This window comes from Lachnoanaerobaculum gingivalis (assembly GCF_003862475.1).
Classification (GTDB): domain Bacteria; phylum Bacillota; class Clostridia; order Lachnospirales; family Lachnospiraceae; genus Lachnoanaerobaculum; species Lachnoanaerobaculum gingivalis.
The window spans coordinates 145,767-162,279 of sequence record NZ_RRCO01000006.1 but is presented as its reverse complement, the minus strand read 5'-3'; the positions used below and the strand labels follow the sequence as shown (position 1 = coordinate 162,279).

General features: G+C 33.9%; 13 protein-coding genes. 10 read left to right on the top strand and 3 right to left on the bottom strand.

All coding sequences use genetic code 11. From position 1 onward, the window contains the following. The first annotated feature begins 21 nt into the window (after positions 1–21). Both EHV10_RS12580 and EHV10_RS12575 read left to right on the top strand, forming a co-directional pair. A complete protein-coding gene (locus tag EHV10_RS12580) occupies positions 22–1,053 on the top strand; it encodes a PDDEXK nuclease domain-containing protein (RefSeq protein ID WP_128674951.1) in 1,032 nt (343 codons plus the stop codon). 286 nt (positions 1,054–1,339) lie between these two features. After that, a complete protein-coding gene (locus EHV10_RS12575) occupies positions 1,340–1,654 on the top strand; it encodes a hypothetical protein (RefSeq protein WP_128674950.1) in 315 nt (104 codons plus the stop codon). A 313-nt stretch (positions 1,655–1,967) separates the two neighbouring features. On the opposite strand, the gene EHV10_RS12570 is transcribed toward EHV10_RS12575, so the two are convergent. After that, a complete protein-coding gene (locus tag EHV10_RS12570) occupies positions 1,968–2,243 on the bottom strand; it encodes a helix-turn-helix domain-containing protein (protein WP_128674949.1) in 276 nt (91 codons plus the stop codon). 520 nt (positions 2,244–2,763) lie between these two features. Between EHV10_RS12570 and EHV10_RS12565 the strand changes: the two genes are divergently transcribed. The 6 genes from EHV10_RS12565 (at position 2,764) to EHV10_RS12540 (ending at position 10,547) form a co-directional block, all read left to right on the top strand. Then, complete coding sequence (locus EHV10_RS12565; RefSeq protein WP_158609921.1) at positions 2,764–5,358, top strand: dynamin family protein; 2,595 nt, start codon at positions 2,764–2,766, stop codon at positions 5,356–5,358. Between the two features lie 17 nt (positions 5,359–5,375). Beyond that, complete coding sequence (locus EHV10_RS12560; protein ID WP_128674947.1) at positions 5,376–7,259, top strand: dynamin family protein; 1,884 nt, start codon at positions 5,376–5,378, stop codon at positions 7,257–7,259. A 136-nt stretch (positions 7,260–7,395) separates the two neighbouring features. After that, positions 7,396–8,721, top strand: coding sequence for an IS1380 family transposase (locus EHV10_RS12555; protein WP_128672997.1), 1,326 nt, complete (start codon positions 7,396–7,398; stop codon positions 8,719–8,721). A gap of 376 nt (positions 8,722–9,097) precedes the next feature. Beyond that, a complete protein-coding gene (locus EHV10_RS12550; protein ID WP_128674946.1) occupies positions 9,098–9,760 on the top strand; it encodes a hypothetical protein in 663 nt (220 codons plus the stop codon). After that, the gene (locus EHV10_RS12545; protein WP_128674945.1) at positions 9,757–10,107 is read left to right on the top strand and encodes a hypothetical protein; all 351 of its coding nucleotides are present in this window, start codon (positions 9,757–9,759) and stop codon (positions 10,105–10,107) included. The genes EHV10_RS12550 and EHV10_RS12545 overlap by 4 nt, the downstream gene beginning before the upstream one ends. Beyond that, complete coding sequence (locus tag EHV10_RS12540) at positions 10,107–10,547, top strand: hypothetical protein (protein ID WP_128674944.1); 441 nt, start codon at positions 10,107–10,109, stop codon at positions 10,545–10,547. Before EHV10_RS12545 ends, EHV10_RS12540 begins: the two co-directional genes overlap by 1 nt. A gap of 12 nt (positions 10,548–10,559) precedes the next feature. Here EHV10_RS12540 and EHV10_RS12535 read toward each other — a convergent pair whose 3' ends face one another. Continuing rightward, positions 10,560–10,829: a transcriptional regulator gene (locus tag EHV10_RS12535; protein WP_128674943.1), complete on the bottom strand. Its 270-nt coding sequence runs from the start codon at positions 10,827–10,829 to the stop codon at positions 10,560–10,562. A 172-nt stretch (positions 10,830–11,001) separates the two neighbouring features. Between EHV10_RS12535 and EHV10_RS12530 the strand changes: the two genes are divergently transcribed. Next, positions 11,002–11,595: a type IV toxin-antitoxin system AbiEi family antitoxin domain-containing protein gene (locus tag EHV10_RS12530; protein WP_128674942.1), complete on the top strand. Its 594-nt coding sequence runs from the start codon at positions 11,002–11,004 to the stop codon at positions 11,593–11,595. Further along, positions 11,592–11,834 (top strand): nucleotidyl transferase AbiEii/AbiGii toxin family protein, encoded by a 243-nt coding sequence (locus EHV10_RS12525; RefSeq protein WP_128674941.1) that lies wholly within the window; start codon positions 11,592–11,594, stop codon positions 11,832–11,834. Before EHV10_RS12530 ends, EHV10_RS12525 begins: the two co-directional genes overlap by 4 nt. A gap of 176 nt (positions 11,835–12,010) precedes the next feature. On the opposite strand, the gene EHV10_RS12520 is transcribed toward EHV10_RS12525, so the two are convergent. Continuing rightward, the gene (locus tag EHV10_RS12520) at positions 12,011–16,273 is read right to left on the bottom strand and encodes a 2-hydroxyacyl-CoA dehydratase (RefSeq protein ID WP_128674940.1); all 4,263 of its coding nucleotides are present in this window, start codon (positions 16,271–16,273) and stop codon (positions 12,011–12,013) included. Positions 16,274–16,513 lie beyond the last annotated feature (240 nt).

Below are 16,513 nucleotides of genomic sequence, written 5' to 3'. Positions count from 1 at the left end.
AGATACCGATAGGAGGAACTTATGGATAAAGAAAAGACTTCTTCGCAAAATATAAATGTAGATAAAAATAACAATCCGTTTGAAGAGATTATTACGATTGTAGAAAATTCAAAGGATCGTGCATATAGAAAAGTTAATGAAGAGTTGATCTTAATGTATCAAGAGGTAGGAAAATATATCAGTAAAAAAACTGAAGAAGCATCTTATGGTTCCAGATTTGTTGATAATGTGGCAGAATTTTTTTCAACAAACTATCCTGAGCTGAAGGGATTTAATCGTAGAGGACTTTACAGAATGAAGCAATTCTACGAGTTATATAAAGATGATGAAAAAGTGTCACCACTGGTGACACAATTGAGTTGGACTAATCACTTGAAAATAATGTCAGCTTCTAAAAGCCAAGAAGAGAGAAGATTTTATATTGAATTGGCAGTAAAAGAGAGATATTCAAAGCGTGATTTGGAAAGACAGATGGATAGTGGTTACTATGAACGCTTTATGCTTTCAAATGGCAATATGTTGCCGGCAATTCAAAAAGCAAAACAAGAAACACATAATTTATTTTTAGACAAATATGTTTTAGAGTTCCTTGATGCACCAAAGGGTGGTAGCGAAAAAGATTTTCAAAAATCTATACTGGAGAACTTGAAGAATTTTGTTTTAGAAATTGGAAAAGATTTTTCCTTTATAGGTAATGAGTATAGGGTACAGGTTGGAAATCATGACTATTATATCGACCTATTATTTTATCATAGAGGATTGTCATGCTTAGTTGCATTTGAACTCAAGATTGGAGAATTCAAGCCTGAATATATAGGAAAGATGAATCTATATTTGGAAGCATTGGATAGAGAAGTTAAGAAACAAACGGAAAATCCAAGTGTAGGAGTTATTCTTTGTGCATCAAAAGATGATGAGGTTGTAGAATTTGCACTTAGCAGAAGTCTTTCACCAACAATGGTATCGGAATACACCTTAAAGCTGATAGATAAAAATTTATTGCAGAAAAAGTTGAAAGAGTACACTGAAATTGCCGAAGAAGATATTAAGTAGTCGATATGACGATTGTGTGATAGAAAATAATAATTTTTAATGAGATGATTTTCGAGCAGAGTAAGAAACTGAGGTTTGTCAGATTCAAAAATATATTCCAAAGAGAGTTGTTTTTGTGATATCACAGTAATGTCTCATTGAGGGATGTGACTTATGTTTTTGCAAATCCATTATATCACAAACCGAGAGGAGATTTTTTATATTCGGCAACAAAAAAGCGCTGTATTTATACGGATTTGTACGTTTTGCAAACGCCTAATACTTTTTGAGAATGGAAGGAGTTAGTATGTTTAAAGTTTTAATACAACTTGATGAAGATCTTATACAGAAAGATAAACAATTTGATTTATTCAGTATATATAAAGATATAAACACTCGTTTTAGAGAGACTAATTGTTATCTTCTTGAACAAAATGGTGATCGGTATATTTATTCTACTGAACAATCAGATCAAGCTTTATCAAATTTATTTATTCCTAGCTTTGATATAAAAGAATTGCCATGGTTTAAATATGTGAAAGAATTTTTCCTTGTACATAATGAATATGATAAAGATGAGTGGGAATATGAAGATATGAAAAAAGATTGGAAAAGCAATTAAAATGGGAAAAAGAATTTACCAAATTAAAGGAGGATGTTTGGTTATGAAGAAACTTTTATTCAGTTTGATATTAGGCTTGTCGGTATTTACAACTGCATGTGGTGGTTGAAAGTAGTTCAAGTGATAATGAAACTTATATTGAAAGACATATAGAGGTAAAATTTATAGGGAATTAAAGAAGTTAAAGTTGATTTTAAAGCGATAAAATTTGTGGACAAATACTTGTGGAGTCGGAAACTTAAGTTTCCGACTCTGTTTAGGTATTGTTGTTAAGAAGGATTATAGATGGGAATGAATTTATATACGTAATATATTAACTAATGCTGATTGTAAGTTTTTTGCCAAGTGCCAGTGCAAGCTTATTTATTGTTTCTATACTGGTATTACATCCACATTCAATTCTTGCAATTGTAGACTGTGGAACATGGGATATTTTTGCTAGTTGTCTTTGAGACAGTCCTGCACTTTGTCTGGCATGTGCAACAGTGAGAGCACTTTCTAAAATGGCCTTTTCAGTCAGGTATCCGTTTTTAAAGTCATTGTTTTTTAGTTCATTATTTAAATAATCATCAAATTTAACATTAGCCATTATTATTCTCCTCAAATTCATTTTTTCCGGTTGGCCTAGTATAAAACTCAAATTTAGGTTTCTTAATCATAGCTCAATGATAGCATATATTGTTCAAAATTACAAATTAATGAAATACTTTTTTCTTCACTTAATAGGTGAAAGTAATATTTTGTTAAAATATAGTAATTATATGGCTTTCAGCCATTTTCATGGAGTTATCATAAATAATCTAGGTTAATCTTTGGGTATATAATTTGAAAACGCTTCATACGGAAAAACTTGAAACTATCATTATTTTATTTAATATGGAAATAAAAAATGGTATTAAAGATAAAAAGGAATAAAGAATATGTAATACCGTGATAATTACTCGTATTCAAAATATAATAAAAATTACTATTTATTTACGAAAAATAACGATTTATTAAATATTTAGTATTATATTAATTAATTTTTCCTTGACTATATATATATATATATAATGTTATTAAAAATTTAACGACAGGGTCTTTTTTTATTGTACCCGAAGGAGATGTTGATGTCATTTGATATAGAACGTGAGATTTATATAGGGAAATTAGAAAATATTATCGACGGAATAGAGAAAATAAATGCCATAAAAAATAGTAGAATTATAAATAGTGATACTACAGCAAATCTTGAAAATTTCAAAAATGATGCAAAAAAACTTCTCAAGAAGCTTGAAAAGGGGGAATTTGAGATAGCGGTTATAGGCCTGGAGAAGGCAGGAAAAAGTTCTTTTTCTAATGCGATAATGGATAATGATGTTTTGCCTACAGCAGATGCAAGATGTACTTATACGGCCACTTGTATAAAAGCAGGAGACGTAGACCATGCTATAGTTACATTCTTTTCTGTAGAAGAATTTAATAAAGCGTTTAGAGATAAATTAAATTTATTAGGGATTTCAAATGCAGATACATATACATATAATACTTTGTCTGAAAATATGTATAATGATATTTTTGAACGCCTTGGAGATGATATTAAAGATAAGTACGAGAATAATATAAATCAGGATATATTGGATATTATCAAGAATGTAGATAGCTTGTCTTCTTTTATAGGAAATTCGCAAAAGCAGTATTCCGGTAATGAGCTTAGTAGTGATGAATTCAAAGATTTTATTCAAAAGCCACAAAAAGCAATTGCTGTAAAAGAAATAGTAATTGAGACAACAAAGTTTGAATCAATGAAAAATGCCATTATGTATGATGTGCCTGGATTTGACTCACCTACAGCTATGCATAGGCAACAGACATTGGCCAAGATGAGGGATGTAGATGCAATTATAATGGTAGCTAATGCAAAGGCACCAAGCTTAAGAGGACCTGAACTTGATATATTAAAAGAGAAGGATATGGATGGTGCACCTCTTTCTGATAAACTTTTTGTTTTCTCAAATAAGTCAGATATGGTTGATAGTTATGAAGCGTTTGAAAAGAATAAAGAGACTACTTATAATGAGTGGATTGAAAGAAGAAAAATAACAAATAGAAAAGATAGAATATTATTTGGGTCTGCAGTAGCTGCACTTGGTGAAAAGATAGGAGATACAGGAACTGAAGCAAGAAAAAAACTAAATAAAATTGGTATTACAGATGGTATAAATGAACTTAAAAAAGGTCTAGAAAAATATTATAGAGATGAAAGATTTGATATTCTGAAGAAAAGGATAGACAGTATTATTTCACGTATTCAAGATATGTTTGAGAAGATAAGAGAGGACAAAAATCTTTTTGTAAATAGGGATATAGGTTCCGGGGAATTTATTGAATTATTTTACAAACTTACAAACTCGAGAAATGCCATACAAGCTGACCTGGAGGAGTTGAAAGGAAATATTAATATATTTGAGCAGGAAAGGGTATTATCAGATGTAATTGAAACAAAGGTAAATGAGTTAGTAGATGTAGAAAAATGCAAGATTACAGATACTGAACTTGAAATAATGCATAGAAATAAGGCCGGCAACGGAATAAATGAAAATCCTGTAGCAGTAGAACCGGCACTTAGAGAACAAAAGTTCCACACTATGTATAATTATTTTCAAAAAGAAGTATCGGATATTGCAAATGAGGCTCATATAAATAATTTTAATGCGATTATAAATATATTTAAAAAGGAGTTGGGTCTTGGAGAAAGAGATGTTACTAACGAAAAGTTATTACAAAATATCTGTGAATTCATAAATGGTAGAAAAGAAACCGGTGAAAGCTATGATATAGAATACTTTAATAGCTTGGTTGAAAGATTTGCCAGAGATATATATGAAATATTAATTTTGAAATCCAGGGGACAGGATAGATATAATAAGTTCAGAGAAAGGGCAGAAAACTATTTAAGTATGAGTGTATTTTATAGTGCGAAGAGATCTAAACTTTCAGGAAATGAATACTCATATTTATCATCTACTCCTTCAGAGTCTCCTATGTGGAGAATACTTCTTTGGCCGGAACTATTTGAAGAAAAAGTTGATTATAATTTGGAGACAAAGGCATGGGAGATAATAAGTAATCTCACAGGAATAGTCAAAGGAAAGTCAAGTTCAATCGATAAGAATGTTGAAGAAGCATTAAGTAAATATGGTCCAAATACAATTGGTATTTTAACAAAATTATTTAATGGATTTGCGAAGTCCAGCCCGGAAGTAGAGGCTATACTTGCAGCAAAAGACTTATTGAATGATTGCTTAAGTGATAGTAGTATTACAGACTCTGAATCAGACAATTTACTGGATATTCTTTCTAAATCCAGTAATGTTAATGTTAAAAGAAGTATGAAAAATACTATAGGTACAGAATTCACATATAAGGACATACAAGATGAGTTTATAGCAGATATAAAAGTGTTAAATGATGTATTAAAGAATGCTTTTGTGGAGGCTATAAACATGGACAGAGCGTTTAGTGCCAGAGAAGTAGGAATGGTTGAGAAACTTATACAACGAATTAAAAGTATGGAGTTTGATGAATTCATAAAGGACAATCTGCAACTTATTAAGTATGATGAGTTAAGTAGAATAGAGGATGAACAGGAAAGACAAAAGGCGGATAGAGTAATAATGTCAAAAATCAATGAAATACTTGCAAATCTTGATATAAAATCATAAAGAGTGGGGATAAAACAATGGATAATATTGTTGTACTTAGTGGAACTGACTATGAGAGTGATAAAGAGCTTATCGAGTCAGAAGTTAAGAATAGAAAAATTTTTGTTTTGCATAATCAGGATATAAAATTAAATTTATATCTTGACTATATGTTTACGGAATTTAATATTAAGAATTCAGATTTATGCAAGCTAAAGATATGTAGACAGTTTGAGTTTGAGAGAGAAAGCGTAAGTGTTAGCATAGACGGTAAGACAAACTATGTTTCATCTGTGCTTAGTTTATTGCAAATGATGGATCCAAATAAGAAGACTGTTATTACTATAGAGAATGATAATAGATCACTTTTAGCAGAGATTATGCAACAACTTGTTTATATAGAGTATAGTATATCTGATTTTGAAATAAGGCTGAGAAAAGAAGTAAGAGATGCTGAGAGAACTGATATATTCACAAAGAATATTGATGAAATTTTACAGCAAATTACTATTGCAGATAAGAATATTTGTAATATGGAAGCTGATGATAATCTTAAAGAGATTGTTGAAAGAATAGGTGAGCTGTATTCTAATATAAAGAAACAGGTAGAAAAGGCAAAGTCTATAGAAATGAAGATTGCTGTAGCTGCATCTAAAAAGACCGGAAAAAGTGTAATTGCCAATTGTATGTTTGGAATGGAACTGGCACCAACAAGTCTTGAGATGGCAACACCTAATACCTGCATATATAGAAAGAGTAAAGATGACAAGTTTAGAATCATTGTAGGCAGTGATGTAAAAGAATTTAAAGATAAATATAGTATACGTAAGTATATTGGGGATGAGTTTAGAAAGGCTCAGAATGATACATCAAGTAAATTTGCCATTGAAGATATGATTATTGAATATCCCACAAACAAGAATAATTTTGAGTCGTATGCTATATATGATACTCCGGGGCCTGATGCGGCCGGAACGGATCATTTCAAGTCAACAGAGAAAGCAATGGATGAATGTGACGTTGCTATATTTGCTATAGATTTTTCCAAGTACTTGACAAGCTCAGAAGAGGAGTTCTTGAAAAAAGTAAAGGAAATTTTTGAGACAAAGGGTAAATTTCATACTTTGATATTTTGCTTAAATAAGATTGATATGATGTTTCAAGATAAAGAAGCGAAGTCAAAAATTAAGATTATTGAGTTTATAAGGAATAGACTAAAGGATATAGACAATAAATACAGTGATTGCGTGATATTTGCTACATCTGCCTTGGATTATTTTAATGTTATTGAAATAGAGGAAAAAGAAAAAGATAATGAAGCACTAAGAGGTATCAGTACAGCCGATCTTAGAGATATGGATGATTTTTTTGAAGGTGTTAATGATGACGAAATCACTACTATACTGGCAGGAATTGATAAGGAAGCTACAAATCTTCGTAGACAACTGGGGTATAAGGAAATAACAGTTAATACAGTAAAAGACTTTAGCGGTATACCACAGCTTTTAAGCTATGTATCATATATTGCTAAGAATAAGGCAAGAGGAGAGATTGTAAACTCTATAACATATGATATATCAAGAGCCATGGGTAAAATTAGAGAAGAACTTAAGTATAGGGATTTCCTAGAACAGTACATGCAGGCCAATGAAGATAAAAAGGCTAAGATAAAGGAAATTCTTGCAGAATATGAGATACAGTTTCAAAAAATTGCAAAAAGTAGTGTGCTGACTAAAGACGATAAGGAATATATAGATAGTAAGAAGAGTAACGGTTTTCTATATGGAATAATTAAGGAGATTGATAAAAAGAGAGAAATTGGTAATCAGCTTGATAAATCCGATATAGAACTTATAGAAATTTTTACTGAGATAAATGTAGGAGCAAGAATTAGCCTAGATTATTCATTGTTAACTCCATGAAAGTGGCTGAAAGCCACATAATTACTATATTTTAACAAAATATTGCTTTCACTTATTAAGTGAAGAAAAAAAGAGCGTCCATTTGTGGTAAAATTAAGGTGCTTAAACTCAAAAAAAATACACAAAGGAGCCCTTTATGAGTATTGTAAACACCTTATCACTTGAAAGCAATAGAAAAATTAAAATTAATTTCGATGGAGGAGATTTATCCTCTGATGCAGGCTTACTTCTTATAAAAGAATTCGTAAGTAAACTTGGCATTGATAAACTTTTCAGTCAATCATTTAAGACCAATGATTCTGCATTATTCCGTTATCACACTGATAAAGAAAATCTTCTTCAGATGATATATATGATCATTGCAGGTTATTTTGAAGATGACGCTTCAGATGAACTTACAAATGATCCTGTGTTTAAAGCAGTGCTAAATAAAGACACTTTAGCATCACAACCAACCATTTCAAGATTTCATAATCGAATGGATGAGGATTCGCTGAATCAGTTCCTTTCAATAAATCAAATTCTTCGAAAGAAAGTTTATAGCATTCAGATGCCGGAAGCTATCATTTTAGATTTGGACTCAACACTCCTTAATGCCTATGGCAAACAGGAAGGTAGAGCATTTAACTTCCACTATCAAAGTAACGGTTACCATCCACTTGTTTGCTATGATGGAATCACAGGAGATTTGATTAAAATTCAGCTTCGCGATGGGACTAAGTATTCAAGCACAGGAGTTGTGGAATTTCTTCAGCCTATACTTGATGAATATCTTGAAGATTTTCCGGAAATTAAACTTCTCCTTCGTGGAGATAGTGGCTTTGCAACACCCGGTTTATATAAACAGTGTGAAGAAAACGGCACCGGCTATGTAATTCGTTTGAAAGAGAATGCTATACTTCGTGATAAAGCATCATATCTTGTAGATGAACTTGATGAAATCACAAAAAACAACAAAGTAGATTATGCTGTAGTTTATGGTGAATTCATGTATCAGGCAGGTCCTTGGCCTTATGAAAGACGTGTTGTCTGTAAAGTTGAAAAACCTGAAAACCAAATTACTTACATGTATACATTCATTGTTACAAACATGGAATCATCCCCTGAATATCTTATCAAGTTCTATTGCAAAAGAGGCTTGATGGAAAACTTCATAAAGGAAAGTAAAACAGGTTTTGACTTTGCTTCTGTCAGCAGTCATACAAGAATTGTAAATGCCAACAGGCTTCAAATACATGCACTTGCTTATAACATATTTAATTGGTTTAGACGATTGGCGTTATCTGCAAATATGAGAAAACAACGCATTGATACTGTCCGTCTAAAACTGCTAAAGATTGCTGCAAAAGTAATTCGTTCAGCAAGGTATATAACATTCAAGCTGTGTAGCAGTTGCCCATATAAGGATGAGTTCTATGATACTCTATCAAATATCAGCAAGCTATGTATACAGCTTGAATAACAACTAATAATGAACCTTGACAGCTTGATAACTACTTGTAAACTCTACCTAGGGGAAGTCTGCCCATTTTTAGGTGTATCAAGTCAGTTATAGCGTCATGGATTAGGTTTAAAGATTTATAGCACGGTAATTAACTTAAATATCGTACCGTGAATAATGCAGGATTAGTAATTATGATAAGGATCATTTTACAGATGAGACAATAGCCAGGCTTAGAGATACTTTCTTAAAAAAATACGATGAGCATATAAAGAGTTATGGAGGACTGGAAGGTAAAATAGTATCAGCAGATGCGCTTGATATAACAGGGACAGATATAGAAAAGGCATTTAAGTTTATATCTTCACGTTATATGGAAGTTGAGAGAAGTCAGAGAATGTCACTTTTAATGAATTGTATAGCAGATATAAGTGACATGCTTGCTAACAGATTTGAAATATTACAGGATAAGAGAGAGCAGTGTAAAAATGCTCTGGAGAGAAATGATATCAAATTTGACTTTATGAACATTCCTGTATTTGCGCCTGCATTTGATATTAATCAGGTTGGTGAGATAAATGCTAAGCTAAGTTCGGAAACAAAGTTTAATATTGGGGAAAATGTGAAAAAAAATACATTATTTGTTTTGCACCAGTGGTGGAGAAATTTGTTTAATGGTGATCCGAATAAAAAGGAAATGAAGATTACCAGAGATTTTAAAAATAATATGTTGAAAGCTTTAGAAAGTGATGATTTAAAGACGACAATATACAATATTATTGACCATGACTTAGTTCCTGCATTGGATGATAACCTGGAAAAACTTAGAGTAAATGTAAATAAAGCAGCTAACTCAATAATGAATCAATTTAAAGATATCAACGATATTAATAGTGCAGAAATCTCAGATTCAATTAAAAAGATTGATGAGACAAAAGACTTGGAGGCTATGAATCTTAAACTTGCAATAGAAAAACAAAGTGTTGATAAGATTGCAGAGTTGTCAGTCGGATTTTTACAGATTTGGGACATGGTAGAGAAAGGACAGGCAAATAATTGAAAATATTTATTCATGAAACTTTGGTAATAGCAAAACATAGTTGTAAAAGTATAATAGAAAAAATTTCAAAAGATTTGTCCAAAAGTCAGAACTTACAGCAGAGAAATATATCAGTAGAATTTCTAGCGGCTGTAGATAAACTTGAATACAATAAGGCAAATGAGTTAATAGATGTGGCATTGAAAGAATATCTTGGGTCAATAAGTGTTAATATAGGTTTATCAAATTATTTAAAGAAGTTTGGTATATACACAGATATTAGCGATATGTACGATAGTGATATTATAAAGCTGATTGTGGACAATAAGGAGAAAATAGACGGTATACTTAGGGAGAGAGGACTCTAATGTTAGGTATAGATTCTTTTATTACACTATTCCCTAAAGAAAAAAAAGATGCTGACGTGTTTTCATTTATAAATCGTCTAACTGCTTTATCTAATAATTTGACAGAATTGTTAGATGAACTTGAGAATATTATTGTCAGATTAAAAAAAAACAATAATATAGATATTTTGGATGAAGCAAGGCGTATTGAGAGGAGTAGAAAGAAGATTATGGAAAGAATAGGGTTATTAGCTTTAATAGTTATAATAGCTATAATAATTGGGGTTGTTATGATATATATGTTATATATAAAGAATAACAGCAACGAAGAATATATTTCTACAAATGAGAACAATAGAAGGTATGTGGAAAATAAGCCGACATTTACAGAAAATGATAGAGCTGTTTTGGATCTCATCGTTGATTTAGATCAGATTTCAAAAGAAGTTAATCCAAAATAAAATATGAATATATCAGTTAATGCTGATTGTAAGTTTTTTGCCAAGTGCAAGCTTATTTATTGTTTCTATACCGGTATTACATCCACATTCAATTCTTGCAATTGTAGACTGTGGAACATGGGATATTTTGCCGGTTGTCTTTGAGACAGTCCCGCACTTTGCCCCGGCATGTGCAAAGGTGAGAGCGCTTTCTAAAATGGCCTTTTCAGTCAGGTATCCGTTTTTGAAGTCATTGTTTTTTAGTTCATTATTTAAATAATCATCAAATTTAACATTAGCCATTATTATTCTCCTCAAACTCCGGTATAAAACTCAAATTTAGGTTTCTTAATCATAGTTCATTTGATTTTAAAGATAATAAATGGGCAGAAACTTCATAGATTGGAGTTTCTGCTTTTTTATATTGACTTTTTCGCTACAAAAAATTAAAATTATAGCGAAAGGGGTTGAGAATATGGATGAAAGAAATATTATTGATAGGTTACTTGAAGAACGGAACGGTTATATTAGACTGGTTGAAGCTCAAAATGAAGGATTGTCAAAGTATTCTGTTTTGGATTATGTCCGTAAGAATGAAATGGAAAAGATTGCACCCGGAATATACATTTCACCTGATGCATGGGAAGACAGACTTTATTCGATTCAGCTAAGAAATAGAAAAATTGTTTTTTCCCATGAAACAGCCCTGTATATTCATAATCTTTCCGACAGAGAGCCTTTTTCACCGGTAATTACTGTTGGACGAGGTTATAATGCGAAACATCTAAAAGATAGAGGTGTTGTAGTACATACGGTAAGACAGGAATGGTTAGATCTGGGTTTGACAAAGGCGCAGACTTTTATCGGTAATACTGTGAGAATCTACGACAAAGAGCGTTGTATATGTGATATTATCAAGAATAAGAAAAGAATGGATATTCAAGTATTCCAAAAGGCTTTGACATCATATTTTTCAGATAGTAAAAAAAATATTCATAATCTCATGGAATATGCAGGTATTATGGGGGTCTCAGATAAGGTGAGGCAATATGCAGAGGTATTGTTATGATTAAAAGTGCTACAGCTGTAAAGGCAAAGATAAAAAATAAAGCAGGTCGTGACAGTGACAAAGCGCAGATAATACTAAGAATATATCTGATGGAGCGACTTCTGGAGAGAGTTTCTTTATCACAATATAGAGACAACTTTGTGTTGAAGGGAGGACTTTTAGTATCTTCTCTGGTAGGTGTGGATATGCGTTCAACTATGGATGTAGATACTACAGTAAAATCACTTCCTTATAAATAAGAGGTCAGCACAAAAGATTTTTGAAGAACTATCGAAAAAACAACTATTACGTAGGTACATTAGAATGGGATGATGTAATAGGAAGCACGAGAACATTAAGAGCAATGGTTGAGTAAAAAATACTGCTCTTAAAAAAGAAGCTCCGCAGATATATATCCGGAAGCTTCTTTTCTATATTATGATATGCTTTTCTTATTTTGTTCTTTCAAATTCTTCTGTGCTGTTGCAAGCATCAGCTTAATTCTGTTTAGCTGATTAACTTCCGAAGCACCCGGATCATAGTCTACGGCTATGATATTTGCCTCAGGATGTGAACGGCGAAGCTCCTTTATAACACCTTTACCCACAACATGGTTTGGCAGACAGCCGAAAGGCTGTGTACAAACAATATTTGGAGTACCTGTCTCTATAAGCTCAAGCATCTCTCCGGTAAGGAACCAACCCTCACCTGTCTGGTTTCCGACAGATACATAGTCTTTTGCCATATTTGCAAGATGATCTATTCTTGAAGGAGCGATAAAATGCTTACTCTTATCAAGTGCCTTTCTTGCATCACTTCTAAGTGCCTCAAGTACCTTGATGCCTACATTTGACATAAAGGCTGCCTTCTTTGACATACCGAGGTGTTCAGCTTTAAAGTTACTGTTATAGAAGCTGTATAATAAGAAATCTAAGAGATCGGGCATTACAGCCTCGGCACCCTCTTTTTCAAGCAAATCAACTATATGGTTGTTTGCAAGAGGAGAGAACTTAACAAGAATCTCACCTACAATACCAACTCTAGGCTTTTTGATATTAAGTCTTGGAAGATTATCAAAATCCTTTACAATAGCTCTTATATTTCTTTTAAACTCACCGAAGTTCGGTTTTCTTACAGAAAGTGAATCAATAACACGATTCCTCCATTTTTTATGAAGTCTGTTGGCAGCTCCTCTTTCCTTTTCATAAGGTCTTGTAGCATACAAGACTCTCATAAAGAGATCACCGTATACGACAGCCTGCATTGCTTTTATTATCATTGCAGGAGTCATCTTGAATCCCTCATTTGTCTCCATGCCGTTGGCATTTACTGATATTACCGGGATCTGTTCCATATCCACTTTTTCAAGAGCTCTTCTGATAAAGCCGATATAGTTGCTGGCTCTGCATCCGCCACCTGTCTGGCTCATAAATATGGCAGTCTTATTCGGATCATACTTTCCTGAAAGAAGTGCTTCCATTATCTGTCCCACAACTATAAGTGAAGGGTAGCAGGCATCATTGTTTACATATTTAAGACCGCAGTCTATAGCGGAACGTGAATCATTTTGGAGTACCTCTACATGGTAGCCGAATGCATTTAATGCCGGCTCCAAAAGGTCAAAATGTATAGGAGACATCTGTGGACAAAGAATTGTATATTCATCCTTCATCTCCTTTGTAAATACTTTTCTGTGATAAGCGGAAGAGTGTATTTTTCTCTCAAAGTTTTTCTTATCTCTTACACGTAATGCAGCTATAAGTGAACGTATACGTATTCTTGCCGCGCCGAGATTGTTTACCTCATCAATTTTAAGTACAGTATAGATCTTACCTGAACCTGTAAGTATATCACTTACCTGATCTGTGGTAACGGCATCAAGTCCGCAACCGAAGGAGTTTAGCTGTACAAGATCAAGACAATCATCCTGCTTTACAAGGCTTGCCGCTGCATAAAGTCTTGAGTGATACATCCACTGATCGCTTACTATAACAGGTCTTTCTATCTTGGCAAGATGAGAAACGGCATCCTCTGTAAGTACGGCAATACCGAATGAAGTGATCATATCAGGAATACCGTGATGTATTTCCGGGTCCACATGATATGGTCTTCCGGCAAGAACTATACCGTGGCGGTTGTTCTTATGCAACCACTCAATAGTCTTTTCACCTTCTCTTTCGATATCTTTCTTTGCCTGAATAAGCTCTGTCCATGCTGCATGTGCAGCGAACTTTACTTCTCTTTCATTTATGTCAAATTCCTGCTTCATTACCTTGATAAGCTGATTTGTAAGTACCTCTTCATTTGTAAATGCCATGAAAGGATTCAAGAATCTTGTATTTGTCTCTCTGATTTCTTCCACATTATTCTTGATATTCTCAGCATATGAAGTAACGATAGGGCAGTTGAAATGGTTTCCGGCATCCGGCTGCTCATTTCTTTCATAAGGTATACATGGATACCATATTGTACGAACGCCATTCTTTATAAGCCATGAAATATGTCCATGTGTTATCTTTGCAGGATAGCATTCTGACTCGCTTGGGATGGATTCAATACCCAGCTCGTATATTTTCTTTGTTGACATAGGAGAGAGTACTGTTCTAAATCCGAGGTTTCTAAAGAATACAGCCCAGAACGGGAAGTTCTCATACATATTTAAAACTCTCGGTATACCGATAGTACCTCTGAATGCCTTGTCGGCTGTAAGAGGCTCATAGCCGAACATACGATTATATTTATATTCATAGAGGTTTGGAACATCCTTTTTAACTCTGTCCTTACCAAGACCTCTTTCACATCTGTTTCCTGATATGAAGTTTCTTCCGCCTTCAAATTTGTTTACTGTCATTACACAGTTATTGTTACAGCCACGGCATCTGGTCATGGATGTGTCATACTGTAGTGCAATGATATCATCAAGAGAGAGCATTGTGGTCTGCTTGCCTTCATATCTTTCTCTTGCTATAAGTGCTGCACCGAATGCACCCATTATTCCGGCAATATCAGGTCTTGTAACAAAACCGCCTGAAATCTTTTCAAGCGCACGGAGTACCGCATCATTGTAGAATGTACCACCCTGTACAACTATATGCTTTCCAAGATCTGCCGCATTTGAAATCTTAATAACCTTAAATAAAGCATTTTTTATAACTGAATAGGCAAGACCTGCTGAAATATCGGCTACCGTAGCACCTTCTTTTTGTGCCTGCTTAACATTTGAGTTCATGAAAACAGTACATCTGGTACCGAGGTCTACAGGATTCTTTGCAAATAATGCTTCTTTTGCAAAGTTTTGAACTGAGAAGTTCAAAGAACCGGCAAAGGTCTCAATAAATGAACCGCAACCTGCAGAACATGCCTCATTTAGCTGAACAGAGTCTACTGTACCGTCCTTGATACGGATACATTTCATATCTTGACCTCCGATATCAAGTATACAGTCGACCTCAGGCTCAAAGAAAGCAGCTGCGTAGTAGTGTGCAATTGTTTCAACTTCACCTTCATCAAGCATAAAGGCTGCTTTTAGAAGTGCCTCACCATATCCTGTGGAACATGAATATACAATCTTTGCTTCAGAATTGATTTTTTCCTTTACCGACTTTATAGCTGAAATAGCTGTAGCCAGTGGGGAACCGTTATTATTTGAATAGAAATTCCAAAGAAGACTACCGTCTTCACCTACCAAAGCAATCTTTGTAGTGGTGGAACCGGCATCTATTCCAAGGAATATATTGCCCTTGTAGTCTTTAAGCTCGGCAGTTTTTACACTGTGACCGAAATGTCTTCCACTAAATTCCTCATAATCAGCCTCAGTCTCAAAGAGCGGATCAAGTCTGGCAATCTCATGTGCCATCTCAATACCTTCTTTAAGCTTGGCAATAAGATCTGAAATACCGATCATAGCATCCTTGCTTTCACAGTTAAGTGCCGCACCTATGGCTGCAAAAAGATGTGAATTGTCAGGATCTACAATATATTCATCTGTAAGATTCAGAGTTCTTATAAATGCCTGCTTAAGTTCTGAAAGAAAGTGCAAAGGACCACCAAGGAATGCCACATGACCTCTTATAGGCTTACCGCACGCAAGGCCTGAAATAGTCTGATTTACCACCGCCTGGAAAATGGAGGCGGAAAGGTCTTCTCTTGTAGCTCCCTCATTAATAAGCGGCTGTACATCAGTCTTTGCGAAAACTCCACATCTTGCGGCTATAGGATAAATTGACTTATAACTTTTTGCATATTCATTAAGTCCTATAGCATCTGTTTGTAGGAGAGAAGCCATCTGATCGATGAAGCTTCCTGTACCTCCGGCACATATACCGTTCATTCTCTGGTCGATACCGCCTGTGAAGTAGATGATTTTTGCATCTTCTCCACCAAGCTCTATCGCAACATCAGTTTGAGGTGCAACAGCCTTCAGTGCGGTTGCAACTGCAACAACTTCCTGTACAAAGGTTGACTTTAGATGCTTTGAAAGGGTAAGACCGCCTGAGCCGGTGATCATCGGAATGATATTCACTTCCCCTATTTTTTCGAAGGCATCTGAGAGCTGTGCTGCCAAAGTGCCCTGTATATTTGCATAATGTCTGCGATAATCTGAAAATACTACTTCATGCTTGCTGTCAAGAATAGCAATTTTGACTGTAGTCGAACCTATGTCTATACCAAGTACATAGGTTTTTTCTGTGTTTTGCATATTATAACCTCTTTTATAAGCTTGTGATTATACAATGTGGGGCTATGCCCCTGTGAAACCCGGTTGCAGGATTATACCTTACAATCCGTTAAAATCAGTAGCTTGAATATGCCTTTTATTTTGAAAAATAAAATTGCACACAAAACTACACATGTGAAAACATGATTTTATATCATAGCATATTGCTAGGAATAAAGCAATTAATAAGAGGTTAAAAGTAAGTTAAGTAATGTAAAATCG